Consider the following 20,060-nt stretch of genomic DNA (forward strand, 5'->3'; position numbering starts at 1 on the left):
GAGAAAGATGAAACGCAAGATCCTGATTGCCGTCGCGCTGATCGTGGCCATGGTCGTGCTGCTGCCCGCAGCCTTTTCTGTGTGGCGAATGAAGTTTCTCTTGCCCGAGGGCGAGGTCACGCTGGCAGGTCATGAGGGGGGGATGGTGTGCTCGAGCGATGCCTACAACGCCTTCGTGCCGCTGATGTCGCAGGCCGGTGAGATGGGCCTGAGTCAGATGCCGTTCGAGGGAACGGCAGCCGAACAGAGGGCAATCCTTGACCGCTATGCCGCCCTTGGCCTGACTGGTCCGGAAACTGTGGTGACAAGCGTCAATCTCGATGACGGTAAGGTCTATGCCAATACCTGCGCCGCCGAGAGATGCACGATGGCAGAGATGGCCGCCGCCGAAGCCATGTGCTGGCAGGACACCCGGAATTGCATCTATCTTGCGATACGCTTCCGCGGCCAGGACTACTGCGTGCTCGCTCCCGCGAAAGATGTGCCATGAACGATGCGGTCTTCCCCTTGGCAATGGCCCGATGCACCCCGAGGCATGGGTGGGCCGTATGGACGCTAGGTCCAAACGCTGGCTCATCTCCTACGACGGCAGCTTTTCTATGGTCTGCGGGTATCACAGCTTCATTTTCCTCGGCTTCGACAACATGTGTATCGGGATCGTCAATCTTCTGAATTGCGGAGTGTCCGCAAGCTTGCCGATCGGCAAGCTGTTCAAGGGGGCAGGCGGTAGCGCGCGGGCGGCCCAGCGCATCGAGGATGCGCATGGCCATATCGGCGACGGCAAGATGACTTGGGACGCCGCCAAGATGGAGCATGAACAGAATCAAATCGGCTCCGGCATGGCGCTTTACGAGCGAATGACCCAGGGAACGCCGCAATTCGTCAGCGCTCACAAACCATTTTCCCTTGCCGATTTGTCGGGAATGACCGGCGGGATCATTGGTGCCGAGGTCGAGCTGGTGGGCGCGGCTGCACTTTACACGATTGATGCATCGCCCGGGCCTCTGGGAGACCCGGTCTTCGGGCCGACGCCTGTTTTCAACTCCGGGGACGGGCTTGTCAGCGCAGGTGCCTCGGCGGCCATTGGAATGTAAGCGTTACAACTGCCCCCCGTTTTGATCTCTATTCTGAGCAAGGCGCTGCCTCTATATTGGCGCCTAGCGCCAATATAGAGGCATTATACGTGGGCTCTTTCCGCCCAGAATCGACCTTCAGCCTAAGGTCAGGATGCTGCAGCGCGAGCCGCCGAACCTGGCGTTCGCCGCGCTACCCTCCACCGCGACAGTCAGAGGTCGGCTCTGCGGACAAGGGGTGAATTCGCCGCGATTGCCCGAACGGCGGCTGTCGGCGCTTCGCGACGAACAAGCACCCTACATCGGGCGGAGATATGACCGAAACACATATGCAGCAGTGAAGTCGCAACTCTTTGCCAAAGCAGCTAACCGCTACCAGTACAGGAGTGGGGCCCACCAGCGCGGCAAATCGAATCAGTTTTGTCGTTGACGGCGATGGCCAGGTTGATGCTGAATCTACAAATTCTGTGTCAGTTCTTTGAGGGCTACCTTGAGCACACTCTCGCGCCAAGGCCTGAAGCGGGACAGCAGCCGCTCTCGATCCTCGTTGTAGAAAAAGACGAAGCCCTCCTCCGCGAGCGGCACCAAAGTGGCTCGCATTTGCCCCTCTTCGTCAGTGTCCTTGAACTCAAGGAATGGCGCGCAAATGAGGCTTCCGTTGAATGGCCTGCCAATCCCATGATTCGCGAACACGAGCTGACCGCGGCGCGACCACCGCATGTTGAGAGCGACCCATGATCTGTATTCGCCGGTATCGGCGAAGTAACCTATGTGGTTCTTTGCATTGTCGATGATCTGTGCTCGGAAGTAGTGGTCCGTCTCCGAATTGGACTTTGTAACGAAGGCCGTCGCTCCATCGCTCACTCGTTGAAGCGCAGTTGAGACAGTGGGCGCAATCGCAGCAAGCCGGTCGCAAAGATCGTCTTCGAGGATGTGAGCAAGATCGAAAACCCCCCTCAGCGCGGCAAGCTGGTCTGCGGCAACCTTGTCGGCGGCTTTGAGTAGACCTCCGAGAGCGGCCTGGACATCCTCCTCGACCAATAGAGACTCAGAAATTGCTGAAGCTTTCCGGAACTGGCTTATCTGCAATTTGGCGATCAGATCGATCAACGGTTTCAAATTGCCCGAGTCCGCCGCTTCCAGCGCATCCAAGTAGGTTGGCTTGTCATCCCGTGTCACGACCAGCGGGAACAATCCGTCCTTTACCAAGACCAGTGAGGCGATCGCGCGCGCAACACGGCCGTTGCCATCCTGGAAGGGATGGATCTGGGTGAAGCGATGATGGAGCCAAGCTGCCTGAACCTCGCTTGGCACAGACTTCGCCACATGTTCCGCATGCATCTTGATCAACTGATCCATTTCGGAGCCGACGTGCTCGGGAGAGCAGTAAGTGAATGTGATGCCGTCGCGCACCGGGTAGTTTGCTAGCGTCTTCCAAGCACCCTTGATCAAAGGCACCTCAACATGTCGTCCCTGCGCGTCCAGACCCTCTGTCGTATCCTGGCTTCGCAGAAGCACGGCGTGCAGCTCTTTAACGTAGGACGCGGAAAGGGCGCGGTCGCTTTTCACGAAATCGAACACCCCATCCAGCGCATCCTTCTGGTCGCGCAGCAGCTGGATCACATAATCGCGTGGCTTGTTGGTCGAGCCATGGCTCAGAAGTTCAGCCTGAAAGCCACGCTCGATAAGTGTCTGGGTAACGCCCCGTTCGATCTCATAGAGGTTCTCAATGACGCCGGTCTCGATGGCCCACTCCCGGCTCAGCTTTTCGGTGAAATCAGACAGCTGGGTGGAGCCCTTCAATCGCTTTCGCTGATCTGTCCACACCGCCTTAATACCCGGTATTTCCGACGCGCTAAGTTGGGCAGGATCGGCATCGAGATCAGTAATGCCAGTTGCGGGGTTCCAAATCGGATGCTCTGTCATTCCAAACTTCTTCGTTCCGAGGTTTTTGTTGCGAAGATTGCGACCCACTCAAAGGCGTTGTGAAGTAGGAGTTCGCAACGGCGAGCGTAGTTTGACCTCATTTTTATTGTCCGGCTGGACAGCTATTGCATGCTGGGTCTGTAGTCCATCGTGTTTGCAGCTTCTAGCGCTGTTGGTCCGTAGCCTAGCTTTTGGGTAGCCGCACCGCGGCTACGGCGCTCTTTCGAAAGTCGGCTTCGGGGCGGCCTTTCAGTTGTCGACGGCAACAAAATGCGGATCGCGTCCTTCCAAGCGCAGCGCAGCATTTGACAGTCTGGGCTCAAAGCGGTCACGCGGAGCGGTGGACCACAGCGAAGGTTTAGGCTTCGCTTGCTTCCTCGGCATCGACATTTTCCGAAGCTGCCTCAAGAGCGACGTCATCCGCGATACCCTCCAGATACTTTGCATAGGTTTTCTTGAGATAGTTAAGCGCAGTGTCATCGTCGACATTGGACTTCAGCTTGTCCTGAACGAAGCGCATCCGGCCCTTCGCGTCAGACAAGACCTCTGACCACGCCTTCACCCAAATCTCGATCGGTCCATCCTTGAACACGCGCCCCGGTGGGCTGCCTTCCTGTCTTGCACGCCGACGGGCGTGCTCGTCGATATCGTTCGACACGGCCCAGAAAACCCAACGAGTGTCCAGGTCTCGGAAACGCTCGTCGTTCGCGATGGCGAAGGCGTAGCTCTCCACTTGTGTGAGTTCCTTAGGCCCGATCACGACAGATGGTCGCTTCAACTCGACCACGAGATGCTCGCGCTCCTCCGGGCGGTTCCTCGGAACGGAACGCGAGAGCATTAGGTCGACGACGCCGACGCTCCCGTCGATCCTCTTTACCGGCGCGTCTATGACCGTTTCGTCGCCGATCATGGACCGATGCTTGCGCAGGACCTCGGTAAGCCCCTTGTCGTCCACCGTGAGACCGAACTCCTCTCCGAAAATCCAAGTGTTGCCTTCGGCTATCATCCGATGCAATTGACTGCGTTCCTTGAGCAGACCGCGGGTCTCGGGGTCGTAGAGCAACTGCTCGATGCCAGATAGGAAGCTGAGGCGGTCTGCCACCATCTTGGACGCGCTGATGACATTGGCCAGGTCTGCTTCCTCGAGCAGCTTGGCGAACTCGTTCATCGTCCTCGGGGGCAGGTCCAAGACCTGCGTCAGGATCGTCTGGAGCTCATCCGGGCCGCGTTCAATAGCCTGCCGGAGCATCCGCATCTGAAAGGTGCGGCCTTTGGCGCTCTGCTGGGAAAAGTCGGAGAGGTGCTTGTTCACCGTGAGCGCTAAGATGTCGAAAACCTGTCGCTCGGCGGTCTCAACCTTCGTTGTCGGCTCCGCCTCGTAGGGGTAAGAACGCTCCTCTTTCCAACGCTCGATCTCCGACCGTGCCTCAGCAGCGCTCGCCTGCTTGAAGTGGGCCTGAATTGCTTCGGAGGCCTGGTCGACCGCGTCGGCCATAGCAGCATCCATTTCGGCAAGGTCGATCGCCCCGCGCTCCTGCAGTCGGTCCACGTAGCCGGACTTGAGGTAAGCAGAGAAGACGTAGCCTGTTGTGTGGAATTTCGGCGCGATCCTTGCGAAGGGGAAGCCGTCTTTCCCGCAAAGAAAGATCGAACGCTCCGGCGCCGAATTCCACTGGATGACCTCGAGGACCACCGGATGTGTCCCTCCGTCCGCCACAATCGGGTCGAGAGAGATGGTTTCCGAAGAGGCGATGTTCGCTTCCGGGTCCAGACGCTCGCCGTCAAAGAAGATTTCCGCGTCGCGGTAGTTCTTGAGGTAGATGGCGAAGACCGACGAAAGGTCAGGGACCGCGCGCTCGGTCTCGAGCGACTTGAACTGCTTCTCCAGTTCCGAGATCGTGACCTCCACGCCTGTGCCCAGAACAGGCTCTGCCGGCTCCGGCGCAGATATCTCCACATCTACGAGCGCGTCCTTGACGAGGGTCATCTTAAAGCCCATCAAGTTGCCCGCTTCGTCCCGGTACCGAACGACCCAGTCAGCGACCCGTCCGAGGGCGAGGGCTTTGAGCCGTCCTTTGCCCTCCTTGCCATGCAGGACGCGGGACTTACGCTTGGACTTCGCGCCATGTCTCTTCCATGAGCCGCCCACCTTGCCGAAGAGCGCCTTCGCCTCTTCGTGCGTGAACCCGTGGCCGTTGTCCCTGACGGAAACCGAGAGCATCCCGAGCTCGCCATGGTCCACGTCTACGTCCACTCGGGTAGCGTCCGCATCCAGGGAGTTCCAGACGAGCTCGCATACCGCCTGTACCGGCGAGGCGTTCGCCAGCTTCCTTAGGTGGTCGTGCTCAACCTCTACCCTGAAGCTCCCGTCCGCCATGACCATACTACCAATTCCCGGTTTATTTACGCCGAGACTCGACCCCGCGGTCTCTACTGTCAAGGCGATGCGCTGCTTCGTCCTTTGTATCGCCCTCAGCCCAGAAAAGGAAATGCCTCGGACCTCAATACTATAAAAGGGCGGCGATCTGCGATCCTTAGAACCTTAGTGCGTGATCCGAAACTCAGGTGGCGCGTTCCATGGCAGCAGCTTCTCATATTCAGAACGTCGAAGTTTCTTCGAGATCTGATCAAATATCCATTTCAAATAGAGCTCTGCGTTCACCCCATTGAGCTTACAGGTTTCGATGATAGAGCTATGAATTCCCCAAGCTTCTGCCCCCTCATCACTGCCCAAGAATAAGGCATTTTTCCGCAGCAGAATTGTCGGTTTGAACATGCGTTCAACCGCATTGGTGTCGAGGTCGATCCGCCCATCATCGACAAATCGCGTCAGATCACTCCATTGTCTCAGCACATACCGGATCGCTTGCCCCATCTTGCTCTTCGAAAGATGGCGGTCTGCTTGCGCGATCAAGAAAGCTCTTAGGCGATCAAGAATGGGAACTGAGAATTGCTGCCGATGCGCTACGCGGATCAGAGGTGGCTTGCCTCGAATTTTCTCCTCCTCTTTATATAACTCGGCAATAATTCGAATGACCGTTTTAGCGTCCAGAGTTTTGCTGAACTCGTACTCGTCTGTGAAATTTCGTCGAGCATGTGCCCAGCATTTGACTGGCGTGATTTGTTCCACGGGCGTTCCATGTCGGCCAAGTCGACCGTATCCGGCATATGAATCGGTCTGGAGGATGGCGGAGACCCCGTTCAAAATGTCATGTATATGGCGCATCGCGCGAGTGTTCCGCGGATAATAAATAACTACGGGAGGTTTATTTCCGGAAAATGATCGGTCGTCACGAAGAAGAGCATATAGGTAGCTGGTTTTTGTTTGTCCTTTGCCAGGTTGAAGCATCGGTAGGGTGGTCTCATCCATGAACAGCCTTTCGCTGTTCGTTGTGAGTTCCTGTTCCATCAATTGGTAGATTGGCAAAAGCGCCTCATTTGCCAAGCGGTGGGACCATCGCATCAGGGTGCTGCGGGACAGTTCGATGCCTTTGGACAGGAAAATATTCTCTTGTCGGTGCCACGGCAACTGCCACCCGAAACGCATCGTGATCGAACTGGCCATAAGCGTGTTGCTCATTGTGGTTTTCGGAAATACACGCGGCTCAAAGGTTGTCCCGATGATCTTGTCATGCAAGCGACACCGGTACTTTGGATACTCACGCACCGCCACGTAGTATTGTGCGGGGATCACTTCCAGCGTCTCATTCTCCTCAATTTCCACAATGCCACCGCCACATCCGCAGGGACACCTCCTGTCTTCGGTGCCCATGTATATCCATCGCTTTTCAATGTGCTCCGGCCACACTCTCGCACCTCGACCGCTTGTATTCCTCGGCTTTGTTTCTTTTGCTTCAGGTTGACCGGCGCTAGCCTTGCCGTTTTCTTTATCACTGTTGGCGTTGTTTTCGGCATCCTTGGCTTTTTGATCGCCTACGCAGGAGCTACGATCATAGGAGGTCTTGTTTGGGTTCTGGTCAGATTTTGCGCCGAATTGCGTCTTGGTTAATTTTGCTATTTGGCGCTTCAGCCGCGCAACTTCAGATTTAAGAATCTTATTCAGCGTACTGGTTTTCAGAGCCTCTTCTCTGAGGGTTTCGTTTTCCGAGATCACCTCACCCCAAAGTTCGCGCAAACGCCGAACCAGCGCAGCGGCATCAAGGTCAAGAGCTGCCAGAATGTCATTTTCCAACTGTTCAATTGTATCGACCACGTTCTGTGACACGGCAAAGAACCGCGCTCTCCATCCCTGGCATGAAGCAAAGTGAATTCGACCATGCCCGCCGAACTGCGGGCATGTGACTTGACTTCTGTCGCTTTGTCGGGGATAGATGAGGTGTCGCGGCTAGCGATTTTCCGAGGCCCTTGGGATTGCCGTCCCGGGGCCTCAACTCTTCCAGAGCCCTTGGCTTCTAGCTCATGTGCCCTCTCCGCTGTTAGCAGGGTAGCGGTCAGGGAAAAGGGCTTCCGGCCGAGTGGCCAAGGCCTGCGCCAGCATCAGCTCGATGCGCGCGGATCTACTTTTCCCAAGTGAAACCGCACTGACAGAAGATACGCTAACCTCAGCGCGTCTCGCAATCTCAGCGAAGGTCAGGCCGCGCAGGGAAAGCTCGTATCGGATTCGAGCATGTCTTTCTCTATCGATGGCCAAATCCAATGGGGCGCCTTTCACATTCGCGAATCACTTTAAGAAGGAAGTGACGCACTAAATAGTGAAGATCAATAGTGAAGTTGAGATGGGAGCTTGACGACTATTTGCTCAACGTCGCTACCTCTCGATTAATCAGATTTTTTCGCAAGGGCAGTAGAAAGTTTTTCGCGAAATGCCATCTCGGCTGAAAGTGGTTAATTATAGGCGCTTCGCGCTGGAATTAAGTTATTTTTCGCAAGGCCTTAATTCGTTTTTTCGCAAGTCGTGCGGACGCCTGCTTGGCGTCGATTTTTTCTGCACCGTTTTTGACGTTGGCAGACAGTAGCCCGCTCTGGGGCGGCAGTTTCAAGGTCTCTGCTCAGCTTGCTCAGACAAGGCGTATCTGTTCCTCGCGGCTGGGAGGCGCTAAACCTGAAGCCATCTCGCGCGATGAGAACGCGGGCGACTTGGCGAAGGGCAGAGCACGATGGCTATCAAGAAGAGCGATATCTACAGATCCCTGTGGGACAGCTGTGACCAGCTGCGGGGTGGCATGGATGCCTCGCTCTACAAGGACTACATCCTCACGCTGCTGTTCGTGAAGTATGTCTCTGACCGCGTGGGCAAGCCCGACGCGCTCATCGAGGTGCCCCAGGGCTGTTCGTTCGAAGACCTCAAGAAGCTCCGCGGTAACAAGGACATCGGTGAAGGTATCGACAGGGCCATCGCCGGGATCGCAGAAGCCAACGACCTCAAGAACGTCATCGACCGAGCCTACTTCAACGATTCCGAGAAGTTCGGCCGTGGCGCCAAGATGGTCACGACGCTGACCGCGCTCATCAACATCTTCAGCCGGGAGGAGCTGAACTTCAGCCGCAATCGGGCCGATGGCGATGACATCCTGGGCGACGCCTATGAATACCTGATGCGCAACTTCGCGACCGAGTCCGGCAAGAGCAAAGGTCAGTTCTATACCCCTGCCGAGGTGTCACGCGTCGTCGCCGCTGTTGCGGGTGTCAGTCGCGCCACGAGCCCGAAGCAGACCGTTTACGACCCCACCTGTGGCTCCGGATCGTTGCTCCTGAAGGCCGCTGATGCCGCCGACGTCGCGCTCACCATCTACGGGCAGGAATTCGACATCACCACCCGCGGCCTGGCCAAGATGAACATGATCATGCATGGGCGCGAGGATGCCGACGTCGCCCAAGGCGATGTCATTGCAGAACCGCAGTTCAAGGCGTCAGAGACCGAGCTCCTCACCTTCGACTTCGTCGTCGCCAACCCACCATTCTCGGCCAAGGCCTGGGGCTCTGGCCTGACCAGCGAAACCCGCTATGGCCGCTTCGACCTCGGCATGCCGCCTGACAAAAACGGCGACTTTGCCTTCTTGCTGCACATCCTTGGTTCGATGAAGGCCACCGGCTCCGGCGCGGTCATCCTACCCCATGGCGTGCTCTTCCGCGGCAACAAGGAAGCCGAGCTGCGCGAGAAGATCCTCAAGCGCGGCTACATCAAGGCGATCATCGGCCTGCCCGCGAACCTCTTTTACGGCACCGGCATCCCCGCCTCAATCATTGTGCTCGACAAATCCCAAGCCCAGGCCGAGCGCCCCGTTTTCATGATCGACGCCTCACGCGGCTTCATCAAGGACGGCAACAAGAACCGCCTGCGTGAGCGGGACATCCACAAGATCACCGACGCCTACACCCGGCAGGCCGAGATTGACGGCTACTCCCGCCTCGTCCCCTATGCCGAGATCACGCGCAACGACTTCAACCTGAACCTCCCGCGCTACATCGACGGCTCCGACCCCGAGGATCTGCAGGACATTGAGGCGCATCTCAAGGGCGGCGTGCCGAACCGCGACATCGACGGGCTCGCCGCGTTCTGGGAGGTCATGCCCGGCATCCGCGCCACCCTCTTCGGCCCGAACCCGCGCCCGGGCTATTCCGATCCGCTGGTCGAACCCGAGGAGGTCCGCACCACCATCCGCAACCACCCCGAATTCGGCGCCTTCCGCGACAGCGTCCACGCTACCCTCGACGGTTGGGTCGAGCAGAATGCGCCGCTGATGGATGGCATCAAGGTCGGCGACAAGCCGAAGAACCTGATTCAAACCATCGCCGAAGACATGCTGACCCGCTTTGCAGACGCGCCCCTGATCGACCGCTATGAGGCGTATCAGCGGCTTATGTCCTACTGGGCCGAGGTGATGCAGGATGACGTATTTGTCATCGCCCATGACGATTGGGGGGCGTGCCGTGAGATCCGAGAAGCCCGTTACGAGACCGACAAAGATGGCAAAATTAAATGGCTGGAAGCAGGTGACCTAATCGTCAAGCAAAGCCGCAAGACCACACGGCTAATGTGTGAAGTTATACCGCCTGCAATCGTGGTAGCTAAGTTCCTCCCTCAGCTGAAGGCCGACTTGGACCAAGCCGAAGCCGAGGCACAAGCGACGACGCGGCAAATCGAAGAAATGGTTGAACAGCACGGCGTCGAAGACGGCGACCTGTTCCAAGCTATTCCGGACGACGGGAAGATCAGTCAGAAATCCGTCAATGAACGATTGAAAGCGGCCGTCGTCGACGAAGATGAAAGAAAGGCGCTGAACAAGGCCAAGAAGCTCCTCAAAGATGAGGCTGCGGCCAAGAAGGTTGCCAAGGAAGTGGAGGCAGCTCTTACGGCAGCGACCATCAGGAAATACTCGGAACTGACTGAAGATGAGATCCGCACCTTGGTTGTGGACGACAAATGGCTGACCGACATTGCTGACCTGATTGAGATTGCAATCGAGGCGCGTGCCGATGCCCTTATCTCCAGGCTGCGGGCTTTGGTGGAAAGGTATGCAGATACATTACCATCACTGTTCGTTTTGATGCAGGACTATGACCAGAGGGTCGCCACGCATCTTCATACAATGGGATATGAATGGTGATGGAGGAGATTGCAGCACTACCAGAGGATTGGGCGTTCGTGCCACTCGGCGACCTTATGAATTTTCAGAATGGCTTCAACACAGACAAGTCAGCCTATGGGCGTGGACTGCGCTTTGCGAATGTGTTGGAGCTCATCACGAACACACATCTCAAGGCAGAGAGCATTCCAGGACGCGTCGCCACTTCAACTTTGGAAACAAGTCGTTACCTTGTTCAAAGAGGTGATGTTCTGTTCAACAGAACATCCGAGACTCAAGAGGAGGTCGGGCTCGCTTCGGTATATCTGGATGACGAGCCGATACTCTTCGGTGGCTTCGTTCTGCGCGGCAAGCTGACAACCAGCTCGATGGATCCGCTTTTTGCTGGCTATGCCTTGCGGTCGCAGGTCGTGAGGCAACAGATCATAGCGGCAGGTCAAGGCGGCATCCGGGCCAACATTGGTCAGCAAAGCCTCGCCAAGATTAAAGTCGCTCTCCCAATGCTGCCGGAACAGGAAGCCATCGCCGAGGCGCTTTCGGATGCGGATGCGCTGATCGAGGGGCTGGAGCGGCTGATCGCCAAGAAGAGGCTCATCAAGCAGGGCGCGATGCAGGACCTCCTGACCGCCAAGCGCCGCCTTCCAGGGTTCTCGGGGGAGTGGGTGAAGACCAACCTTCGCAAACTACTTAAGAGCACGCCGACCTATGGGATCAATTCTGCCGCCTGCGCACTTGGGTCAGGTGGCTACGACTATCTGCGTATCACCGACATCGACGAACATGGCCAATTGCGCCAAGACGGACGTGCGGAAGTGCTGCATCCTTCAGCCACGCATTACTTTCTCGAGCCTGATGAAATCGTTGTCGCGCGAACCGGCGCAAGCACTGGCAAGTCACACCAGTATACCGGCCCGAAAGAACGAACGGTTTACGCCGGCTTCCTTATCAAATTAGCCCCTGCGATAACCGAAGTCGTCCCCAGCTATCTGTTTCAGTTTCTGCAAACAGACGCCTATTGGTCATGGATCGGCGAAAACTCTGTGCGCAGTGGACAACCGGGCATCAACGGCCAGCAATTGTCAGGGATGACTTTGCTCGTCCCACAAGACCTTAAAGAACAAAAGGCTATTGCCGAAGTTCTCGGGGATATGGACGCTGAAATACAAGCCCTCGACACCCGCCTCGAAAAAGCGCGGCAGGTGAAGGAGGGTATGATGCAAAACCTTTTGACCGGACGGATCAGGCTGGTCTGACGACATTTTCCCACAAGTGACTTTTTCGAGACACGGAGTGCCCCATGAGCAAGATCGGCGAGGCGGAACGCAAGGCCCAGAACCGGGTCATCGACCTGCTGTGTGGGGGCACATCCGGCACACCGGGCGGCCTCGGCTGGCGCTACCTTGGTGACTGGCAAAAGCGCGAGGGCAACGCCAATATCGAGCCCTCCCTGCTGCGCCCGTGGCTTGAGGCACGCGGCTATTCGCCCGAGGTCATCACCCAAGCCATCACCCGCCTTGAACGCGACGCGCGGATGGAAGGCACCAAGCTCTACGAGGCCAACCAGAGCTTCTACGACATGCTCCGCTACGGCGTGGCCATCGCCCCCGGCCCGGGCGAGGCCCCCGTTACCGTCCGCTTTGTCGACTGGGGCGATGCGGGGGCCAATGACCTCGGCGTGGCCGAAGAGGTCTCGATCAAGGGCCGCGACGCCAAGGCCTGGAACAAGCGGCCCGACCTGGTACTCTATGTCAACGGAATCGCGCTTGGCGTCGTGGAGCTGAAGAAATCCACCGTGGGCGTGGGGACCGGCATCCGTCAGACGCTCGACAACCAGCGGCCCGAGTTCATCCGGCATTTCTTCACCACGGTGCAGATCACCTTTGCTGGCAATGACAGCGAGGGTCTGCGTTATGCCCCGATCAAGACGCCGCAGCCCTATTGGCTGGCCTGGAAGGAAGACAGCGAGATCTCGGCCCGGCTCGACCGCGATGTGACCCAGATGATGGCGCCGGCGCGGTTCCTCGAACTGATCCACGACTTCACCCTGTTCGACGCCGGCATCAAGAAGATCGCCCGCCCGAACCAATACTTCGCCGTGAAAGCGGCGCAGGAACGCGTCGGCTCGCGCGAGGGCGGTATCATCTGGCAGACCCAGGGCTCGGGAAAGAGCCTGATCATGGTGATGCTGGCCCGCTGGATCCGGGAAGCGTTCCCCGACGGCCGCATCCTGGTGGTCACCGACCGCAAGGAGCTGGATAGCCAGATCGAGGACGTTTTCGGCAATACCGGCGACAAGGTGCGGCGCGCGCGATCTGGCAACGACCTGATGGCCGCACTCGCCGATCCGACGGATCGCATCATCTGCTCCCTCGTCCACAAGTTCGGCAAGAAGGAAGAGGGAGAACTGGAAAGCCTGATCTCCGACATCCAGAACGCGAACATCGGGGCGCCCAAGGGCGAGTTCTTCGTCTTCATCGACGAGGCACACCGCACCCAGTCCGGCAAGCTGGCCAAGGCGATGCGCAAGGTGCTGCCCAAGGCCATGTTCATCGGCTTTACCGGCACGCCCCTGCTGCGGTCGGACAAGGGGACTTCGCTCGAAACCTTCGGCCCCTACATCGGCAAGCCCTACCGTTTTGATGAGGCGGTCGAGGACGGTGTGGTGCTGGACCTGCGCTATGAAGCCCGCGACATCGACCAGAGGATCAGTGCGCCGGACAAGATCGACGCCTGGTTCGAGGCCAAGACGAAGGGGCTGACCCCGATCGCAAAGGCGACGCTCAAGCAACGATGGGGAACGCTTCAACGTGTGCTGTCGAGCCGTGACCGGCTGGAGCAGATCGCCAACGACATCATCTTGGATATGGAGATGAAGCCACGCCTGAATGCGGGCATGGGGAACGCCATGCTCGTGGCGGGCTCCATCCCCGAGGCGTGCGAGCTCTTCGAGATTTTCCGGAAGTCCGGGTCAATCCTGGCCGACAAGTGCGCGATCGTGACGTCCTACAAACGCGCCGCCCCGGAAATTACCGGTGAAGAAACCGGCATGGGCGAGACCGAGAAGCAGCGCGTCCACCGGGTCTATACCGATCTCTTGGGTGATACGTCTGAGGAAGAATACGAAGAAGGGGCCCTGCGGCTGTTCAAGAAAGAGCCGGGGCGGATGAAGCTGCTGATCGTCGTGAGCCGGCTCTTGACCGGCTTCGATGCGCCGACGGCCACTTACATCTACATCGACAAGCAGATGCGGGATCATGGGCTGTTCCAAGCGATCTGCCGGGTGAACCGCCTGGACGGTGACGATAAGGACTTCGGCTACATCGTAGACTATAAGGATCTGTTCCGAAACATCGAGAGCGCGGTGGATGACTATACGTCCGAGGCGTTCGATGCCTTCGACAAGGAGGATGTCGAGGGCCTGATCACGGACCGTGCCGAGCAGGCCGACACGGATCTGCGGACAGCGCGCGATGCCTGGCTCGGGCTTCTGGATGCCGTTGAACAGCCCAAGGGGGACGATGAGCTCTTCGCCTATTTCTCGAGCCCCGGGGGGATTGAAAGCGATCCGGACGCGGAAGAGAAGGCTCGCCGCCGCCAAGCGCTTTACAAGTTGGCTGGGCGGTATGCGCGCGCCTACACGAACGTCGCCGCCGAGCCGGACGGATCAGACTTCAACGAGCTGGAACTGGGGGAAATGCGCAAGGAGGTCGAACATGCCATCGGCGTCCGCGATGCCGTGCGGCTCCACAGCGGCGATGCCGTTGACATGAAGCTCTACGAGCCGGCCATGCGCCACCTGATCGACAATTACATCCGGGCCGACGACTCTCAGGTCATCTCTCACCTGGATGACATCAGCCTTATTGACCTGGTCGAGAGCAAGGGCGCCCAAGCCGAGGATGATCTTCCGGCGCTATCCAAGCGGAAGCGTGAGAATGTCGCCGAGGCGATCGAGAACAACGTCAGGAAGCTGATCATCGACGAAACCCCCGTGAACCCCAAGTTCTACGAGAAGATGTCGGAGCTGCTGACTGACCTGGTGGCGCAGCGCCGGAGCGGCGCGATCGAGTATGCCGAGTATTTGGAGAAGATCGCGGAACTGGTAAGGGCCGCGAAATCCGGGCATGGCAATACCTATCCTGAGAGCATGAAATCGCCCGGGCAAAAGGCGTTGTTCGACAACCTCGGACAAGATGAGGCCCTCGCGCGCCGGGTCGACGAGGCTGTACGAGCGACTGCCCCCCACGGGTGGCGCGGTCATACGATGAAAGAAAAGAAAGTCAAACGCTGCCTGGAAGCTGAGATTTCGGATCCCGACACTGTCGAAACGCTGCTGCAGATACTGAAGAACCATGGTGAATACTGAACACCACATCATCGGAGGGACGCCGGTCGAGGTCCGCTGGAAGGCGATCAAGAACCTCCATGTCGGTGTCTATCCGCCTGATGGCCAGGTCAGAGTCGCCGCCCCGCTGAGCGTCAGTCTCGATGCCGTCAAGCTGGCTGTACTCACGAGAATGGATTGGGTTCGCCGCAAACAGGCCCGTTTCCTCGCTCAGGAGCGCCAGACTCGCCGGCAGTACGTCTCCGGCGAGACGCACTTCGTTTTCGGCCGGCCTCTTCGACTGGATGTGATCCACTGGGACAAGAAGGTCCACCGGATCGAACTCATCGGCAGTGACCGGCTCCGCTATTCGGTGCCGGCAGACACAACGCCTGCAGTACGCAGGCGTTGTGTGGAGAATTGGTACAAGGCTCGCCTAAGGGAGCACGTGGCTCCACGGCTCGAGCATTGGTCATCGCACTTAGGCGTTGCCACCGAAGCTTGGGGCATCCGGCCAATGAAAACGAAATGGGGGAGCTGCAATCCGGACAAGAAGATCGTCTGGCTCAACCTCGAGCTCGCGAAGAAACCCGTTCGGGCGATTGAGTACGTACTGCTGCATGAGCTCGCCCACCTGATATCGCCGCGCCATGATGAGCGTTTCATCAAGGTCCTTGACGACAATATGCCGAAGTGGCGCAGCATACGCGACGAGCTAAATCAGTATCCGCTTGCCGCGTGGGAAGATCTGCAGACTTTGGCTCGGTGACGTCGTCGCTCGACCTGTCGGTTGCGCGCGATTTTTCCAGGGCCTGCCGCCGCAGCTCCATTCCCCGTTCCACAAATCGCCGAACACGTTCCGGATCTGGTTCGACATCTCGTATCGAAGAGCGGTAGGCGATGGTGACCCGGATGGCGCCAACGATGCATGCGCCGATACCAAACACGTCGAAGATGATCTCTGACCTGCCCCCCGCGAGATCCCTCAGTCTGATGTAGAGTCTGCTCAACCGCGAAGGAGCAGACGAATGAGGAAGAGCCGTTTCACCGAGGCGCAGATAATCGGGATGATCAAGGAGCAGGAGGCCGGGATGCCGACGGCGGAGGTGTGCCGCAGGCATGGTCTCAGCCCAGCGACGTTCTACAAGCTGAAGTCCAAGTATGGTGGCATGGAGGTTTCCGAGGCCGCCAGGTTGAAGGCGCTGGAAGACGAGAACGCCAAGCTCAAGCGCCTGCTGGCCGACACCATGCTCGACAATGTCGTTCTGAAGGATCTGCTGGGAAAGAACTGACGACATTGACCAGGCGGCGAGAGGCGGCGCTCAGGGCAATGCGGGATCATGATATCTCGCAGCGCCGGGCCTGCCAGCTTGTCGGTGTCGATCCCAAGACGGTCCGGCGCACACGCCCGCCGGACTGCCCCGAGCTCCGTGAGGAAATGAAGGAGATCGCCGGGAAGCGGCGCCGGTTCGGTTATCGCCGGATCGGTATCCTTCTCGAGCGCAAGGGCATGCTCATGAACCACAAGAAGCTTTATCGGCTCTACCGGGAGGAAGGGCTGTCGGTGAAGCGACGACGCGGGCGCAAGCGGGCCCGTGGGTCACGCACGCCGATGCCGGGAGCGGCACATCCCAATGCCCGTTGGTCGCTCGACGTCCTGGCGGACAGCTTCGGTGCCTCGCGCAAGTTCCGCATTCTGGCGGTGATCGACGATTGCTGCCGGGAGAACCTCTGCCTGACCGCCGACACCAGCATCTCGGGCGCTCGTGTGGCCCGCGAGTTGGATGCGCTGGTGCGGATGTACGGAAAGCCCGCTTGCATTGTCAGTGACAACGGCACCGAGTTCACCAGCCGCGCCATCCTGAAGTGGGCCGACACGAACGGAGTGCCCTGGCATTACATCGACCCGGGCAAGCCGCAGCAGAACGCCTTCATCGAGTCGTTCAATGGCAGCTTGCGCGACGAGCTCCTGAATGAGGAGATCTTCGACACCCTCGACGACGCCCGGCGCAAGCTGGCGCTCTGGCGCTACGATTACAACGCTATCAGGCCGCACTCGTCTCTGGGAACCCAGACGCCGCTCGAAGCGCGCCGGACGCTTGAGCAATTTGAGGGCTCCGCGCCCGGCGCGCTTGCCCAGAAAGACCGCCCAGACTACCAATCTCAAACCCGCAGACTCTCGTTATGAACAAGGGACCCAAGGGGGGCAGGTCATCTCGAATTCAGTCACGAGGCCGCCTCCCTTGTGTGACGAGCTCGTGACATCGGTTTAATGCAGCGTGGGGTGACATTCGAGATCGGCTGCCCTCTGCAGCACCCGTGCCGCAGTTCTCAGACTCGGTTGGCTTGCCTGGCCCGCACGCTTGAAAGCTTCGACCGCGGCGTCCAAGGCCACGTCGCTGGTGCCTTGCCTACGCCCTTCGCGCCAGATGAACATCACCAGTTCGTCAGTCGTCAACGCTCGTAGGGCTATAGGTGGGCATCTGCTCAAGAGCGGCTCGGGCAACGCGTGGTAGTTGTTGGATGTCAGGACCCAGATGACCCAACTCATATCGAACTTAACCTGATAGAATGGGCAACTCCAGCTTCTTGCGGTCATGGGCTCCAGCAGGGGTAGCAGCGCCTCCGACAGTCCGAACGCGCGGCCTGACATGGACTTTGCAGTCCCCGATTTCTCGACCTCATCAACGACCATGACCGGATTGCCGACATGCTCCATAAGCATCGTGGAAATGAGACGCCCTGGGCCCGCGCTTCCCCATCCACGCTGAGACCCGACGACACCGAATGAGGCATTCTCATTGGTTGCCTCGATGACGGTTGTGGGGACGGTCAAGAGCCGACCAAGGCGCCGCGCCCAAAAGCTCTTGCCGATCCCAGGAGGGCCATCGAGTAGGATGGGCGGCAGGCGAAGACCTATGGAGCCTTCTCTCACCGACCTGCGCATGGCCCTCCAGACTTGTTCGGTCGCGGGTCCCATCCAGGGCATTTCATCGTGAAGGGCCGCCGCGATTTCATCCGCTTGGTGTTCGGCCTTCACCGTCGCAAGCCGAACGCCGCCCGCCAAGGCAGTCAATCGCTCGCGTTCGTCCCTCTGCAAATGGCCCATCCCTGACGCTTCTTGGCGGCGTATAATAAGCTTCTTGACGCGCTTCTGAATCCTGCTCCTGTCGAGATGGGTTATCCTCACCTCATGCAATTCTTGATTGTCGACTCCAAGCAGCTCGACTTCATGCGCCGGCTGGCCGACCAGGCCACTTCGCAATAGCCGTAGGTGCTTGGTGAAGCGCTTTTCAAGGTAATCGGCCGTCTGCTCGGCGGGGAAGAACTTGGCTTGAATGAACGGGATCGTCGCCATCTCACTCGACCTCCACACTTGATTTGTTGAAAATGGAGGGGTGGTGATAGGCGGCCGAAACGACGCGGCGCCAATCGATCCCTTCAAAGAGAGCTTCAAACTGCGCCTTGGTCAGGGTCATCGTTCCGTCAGAAAGTTTGGGCCATACAAAGCCTGCGCCTTCGATACGCTTGTAGATCAGCACGAGGCCGGTGCCGTCCCACATCAGGACCTTGATCTTGTCACGACCCTTCGAGCGGAAGACGAAGAATGCACCGGAGAAGGGATCGAGTTCGAAATTGGTCATGACGTAATTGACCAAGCCATCCATCCCCTTCCGGAAGTCGACAGGTTGAGTGGCCAGATAGATACGATAGCTGCTGGACGGCGCGATCACTGACACTGCCCCGCAACACGGATCAGCTTTTGAAGGTCTGCTTCGTCGATGGACAAAGGAAACTGGAGGCAGATCCCGCCCACATACAGATGAGCGGAGCCGGCTGAGCCATTACCTGCAGCGGTCGTTTGGGGCGCCGCCGGCGCGAAAGCCGGTTCGACTGATATCTGCGCGAAGGCTGGCCCATCGATGGAGATCTTTTCGCCTCGCTCCCGCCGATCAGCGACCCACCACTTTCTCACCAGGCATTCGTGGGCATCCAGCTCGGCGGCAACATCTCCAGGTGACATGCCATCTTCCCGAAGGCGCCTGGTCGCCTCGAGTTTGAGCTCGCTCGGCCAAATCCTTTTGCCCGACGGGGAGGTCCGGATCTTGAACCCCCAGACTTCACGTTCCGCCATAGTCGCCTCCGATCGTAGTTCGGATGCAGACTAGCGGACGAGAGGTGGTCAGGTTTAGAGGGCAATCAGGGGGTCAGATGCAACGCTTACATTGGAATCTGGAGCCTCGAGACCTGGTTCAATCTTTACTACGAACTTGGGGCAACGGCTCAGCTTCGCTGCCGCAATACGGGGCAGTCACCTTCCTATGACCAGCCCTACAGGGTCATCCCGAGCCTTGATCCCTATCTTGCAGCCCTTCCACCGGCCGGATGCACATTCGCGGAAACCGGCTTCGACCCGACGAGACTATTGCCATGACACAACCGCGCCCTTCACTGGCTAATGCCATTCTCAGCGAAGGCGGGCAAAGCCTACCGGACTTGTGGCGCATCCTGCATTCGAACACGGATCTGTGGGTTCGGTTCTCGTGAATGCAGGTGTGATCGGCATTGGTGCGACCCTGGTGATGGACATGGTGGCACTGACCCTGAAACGCGATTTCGGCATCCGCCCGCTCGACTATGCGCTGGTCGGAAGGTGGGCGATCCACGCTTGCCGAGGACAAGCGGTGCATCGACCGATCACGGCAACTCCGCCCGTCGCGTATGAGGCGATGGTCGGATGGGGGCTGCACTACCTGATCGGCGTCATGTTCGCGGTCGTCTTCGGTCAAGAACTGGCTCGCCAGCTTGTGCGACGACCGCGGCAACCCGGTCTCTCCCTCGATCAATGCCAGCGGCACGCTCAAGGGCTATCTTTCAATGCTTCTCTGAACCAGTGCGCGTCATACCCCCTATCCGCAAGCATCCAATCAGCTTTCGGGAGATGTGCCAGAAGAGCCGCCGCGCCCTTGCAATCGCTAACCTGTCCCGCCGACATGGAGAACTGGATCGGGCGCCCCTTCGCATCGGTGCCGGCGTGCAGCTTGGTGGTCATACCACCTTTGGTTCACCCGATCTGGCGCCCGCGCCCCCTTTTCCACCCCAAGGTTCGATGCCGTGCGGTGCGCCTTCAAATACGTCGCGTCGATCATGATCGTCTTTTGCTCGGCGCTCCCGACGGCTTTAGCGCCC

General features: G+C 58.6%; 14 protein-coding genes and 2 pseudogenes. 8 read left to right on the forward strand and 8 right to left on the reverse strand.

The window, feature by feature from the left end:
* Window positions 1-7: 7 nt before the first annotated feature.
* Window positions 8-490 (forward strand): hypothetical protein, encoded by a 483-nt coding sequence (locus tag A6W98_RS18010; protein WP_042463977.1) that lies wholly within the window; start codon window positions 8-10, stop codon window positions 488-490.
* A 49-nt stretch (window positions 491-539) separates the two neighbouring features.
* Window positions 540-1,094 carry a hypothetical protein gene (locus A6W98_RS18015; protein WP_155734841.1) on the forward strand — a complete coding sequence of 185 codons (555 nt, stop codon included), beginning with the start codon at window positions 540-542 and terminating at the stop codon, window positions 1,092-1,094.
* Window positions 1,095-1,529: 435 nt separating this feature from the next.
* On the opposite strand, the gene A6W98_RS18020 is transcribed toward A6W98_RS18015, so the two are convergent.
* From A6W98_RS18020 to A6W98_RS20555, 4 genes are all read right to left on the reverse strand, one after another.
* A complete protein-coding gene (locus A6W98_RS18020; RefSeq protein ID WP_042463981.1) occupies window positions 1,530-2,999 on the reverse strand; it encodes a Fic family protein in 1,470 nt (489 codons plus the stop codon).
* Window positions 3,000-3,357: 358 nt separating this feature from the next.
* On the reverse strand, window positions 3,358-5,439 hold the full coding sequence (locus A6W98_RS18025; protein WP_211138698.1) for an ATP-binding protein: 2,082 nt from the start codon (window positions 5,437-5,439) through the stop codon (window positions 3,358-3,360).
* 102 nt (window positions 5,440-5,541) lie between these two features.
* Window positions 5,542-7,224 carry an IS66 family transposase gene (tnpC, locus tag A6W98_RS20550; protein ID WP_155734842.1) on the reverse strand — a complete coding sequence of 561 codons (1,683 nt, stop codon included), beginning with the start codon at window positions 7,222-7,224 and terminating at the stop codon, window positions 5,542-5,544.
* A gap of 192 nt (window positions 7,225-7,416) precedes the next feature.
* Complete coding sequence (locus A6W98_RS20555; RefSeq protein WP_231098305.1) at window positions 7,417-7,671, reverse strand: helix-turn-helix domain-containing protein; 255 nt, start codon at window positions 7,669-7,671, stop codon at window positions 7,417-7,419.
* A 445-nt stretch (window positions 7,672-8,116) separates the two neighbouring features.
* Between A6W98_RS20555 and A6W98_RS18030 the strand changes: the two genes are divergently transcribed.
* The 5 genes from A6W98_RS18030 (at window position 8,117) to A6W98_RS18055 (ending at window position 17,058) form a co-directional block, all read left to right on the forward strand.
* Window positions 8,117-10,567 carry a type I restriction-modification system subunit M gene (locus tag A6W98_RS18030; RefSeq protein ID WP_063491328.1) on the forward strand — a complete coding sequence of 817 codons (2,451 nt, stop codon included), beginning with the start codon at window positions 8,117-8,119 and terminating at the stop codon, window positions 10,565-10,567.
* Window positions 10,561-11,799 (forward strand): restriction endonuclease subunit S, encoded by a 1,239-nt coding sequence (locus A6W98_RS18035; RefSeq protein WP_063491330.1) that lies wholly within the window; start codon window positions 10,561-10,563, stop codon window positions 11,797-11,799. Before A6W98_RS18030 ends, A6W98_RS18035 begins: the two co-directional genes overlap by 7 nt.
* 44 nt (window positions 11,800-11,843) lie before the next feature.
* Window positions 11,844-14,912: a type I restriction endonuclease subunit R gene (locus tag A6W98_RS18040; RefSeq protein ID WP_063491331.1), complete on the forward strand. Its 3,069-nt coding sequence runs from the start codon at window positions 11,844-11,846 to the stop codon at window positions 14,910-14,912.
* Window positions 14,899-15,639, forward strand: coding sequence for a M48 family metallopeptidase (locus tag A6W98_RS18045; protein WP_063490947.1), 741 nt, complete (start codon window positions 14,899-14,901; stop codon window positions 15,637-15,639). The genes A6W98_RS18040 and A6W98_RS18045 overlap by 14 nt, the downstream gene beginning before the upstream one ends.
* A gap of 259 nt (window positions 15,640-15,898) precedes the next feature.
* Window positions 15,899-17,058, forward strand: a protein-coding gene (locus tag A6W98_RS18055; protein ID WP_155734843.1) for an IS3 family transposase whose coding sequence is annotated in 2 segments (ribosomal slippage) — window positions 15,899-16,148 and window positions 16,148-17,058 — 1,161 coding nt in all. Because the reading frame shifts where the segments join, the coding sequence is not laid out codon by codon here.
* Between the two features lie 81 nt (window positions 17,059-17,139).
* Here the strand turns inward: A6W98_RS18055 and A6W98_RS18060 are convergent.
* The 3 genes from A6W98_RS18060 to A6W98_RS18070 are packed head-to-tail and all read right to left on the reverse strand — an operon-like array spanning window position 17,140 to window position 19,005.
* The gene (locus A6W98_RS18060; protein WP_042463990.1) at window positions 17,140-18,228 is read right to left on the reverse strand and encodes an AAA family ATPase; all 1,089 of its coding nucleotides are present in this window, start codon (window positions 18,226-18,228) and stop codon (window positions 17,140-17,142) included.
* A gap of 1 nt (window position 18,229) precedes the next feature.
* Window positions 18,230-18,604, reverse strand: a complete 375-nt coding sequence (gene tnpB, locus A6W98_RS18065; RefSeq protein ID WP_042463992.1) for an IS66 family insertion sequence element accessory protein TnpB — start codon at window positions 18,602-18,604, stop codon at window positions 18,230-18,232.
* Window positions 18,601-19,005, reverse strand: coding sequence for a transposase (locus A6W98_RS18070; RefSeq protein WP_042463994.1), 405 nt, complete (start codon window positions 19,003-19,005; stop codon window positions 18,601-18,603). The genes tnpB and A6W98_RS18070 overlap by 4 nt, the downstream gene beginning before the upstream one ends.
* Window positions 19,006-19,426: 421 nt before the next feature.
* Between A6W98_RS18070 and A6W98_RS22415 the strand changes: the two are divergent.
* A pseudogene (locus A6W98_RS22415) lies at window positions 19,427-19,678 on the forward strand (DUF2938 family protein); the annotation flags it as partial.
* A 62-nt stretch (window positions 19,679-19,740) separates the two neighbouring features.
* Here A6W98_RS22415 and A6W98_RS20565 read toward each other — a convergent pair.
* Window positions 19,741-20,050: pseudogene (locus A6W98_RS20565) on the reverse strand (transposase); the annotation flags it as partial.
* Window positions 20,051-20,060: the final 10 nt, after the last annotated feature.

Origin of the sequence: Rhodovulum sulfidophilum DSM 1374, assembly GCF_001633165.1 — a bacterium.
GTDB lineage: Bacteria > Pseudomonadota > Alphaproteobacteria > Rhodobacterales > Rhodobacteraceae > Rhodovulum > Rhodovulum sulfidophilum.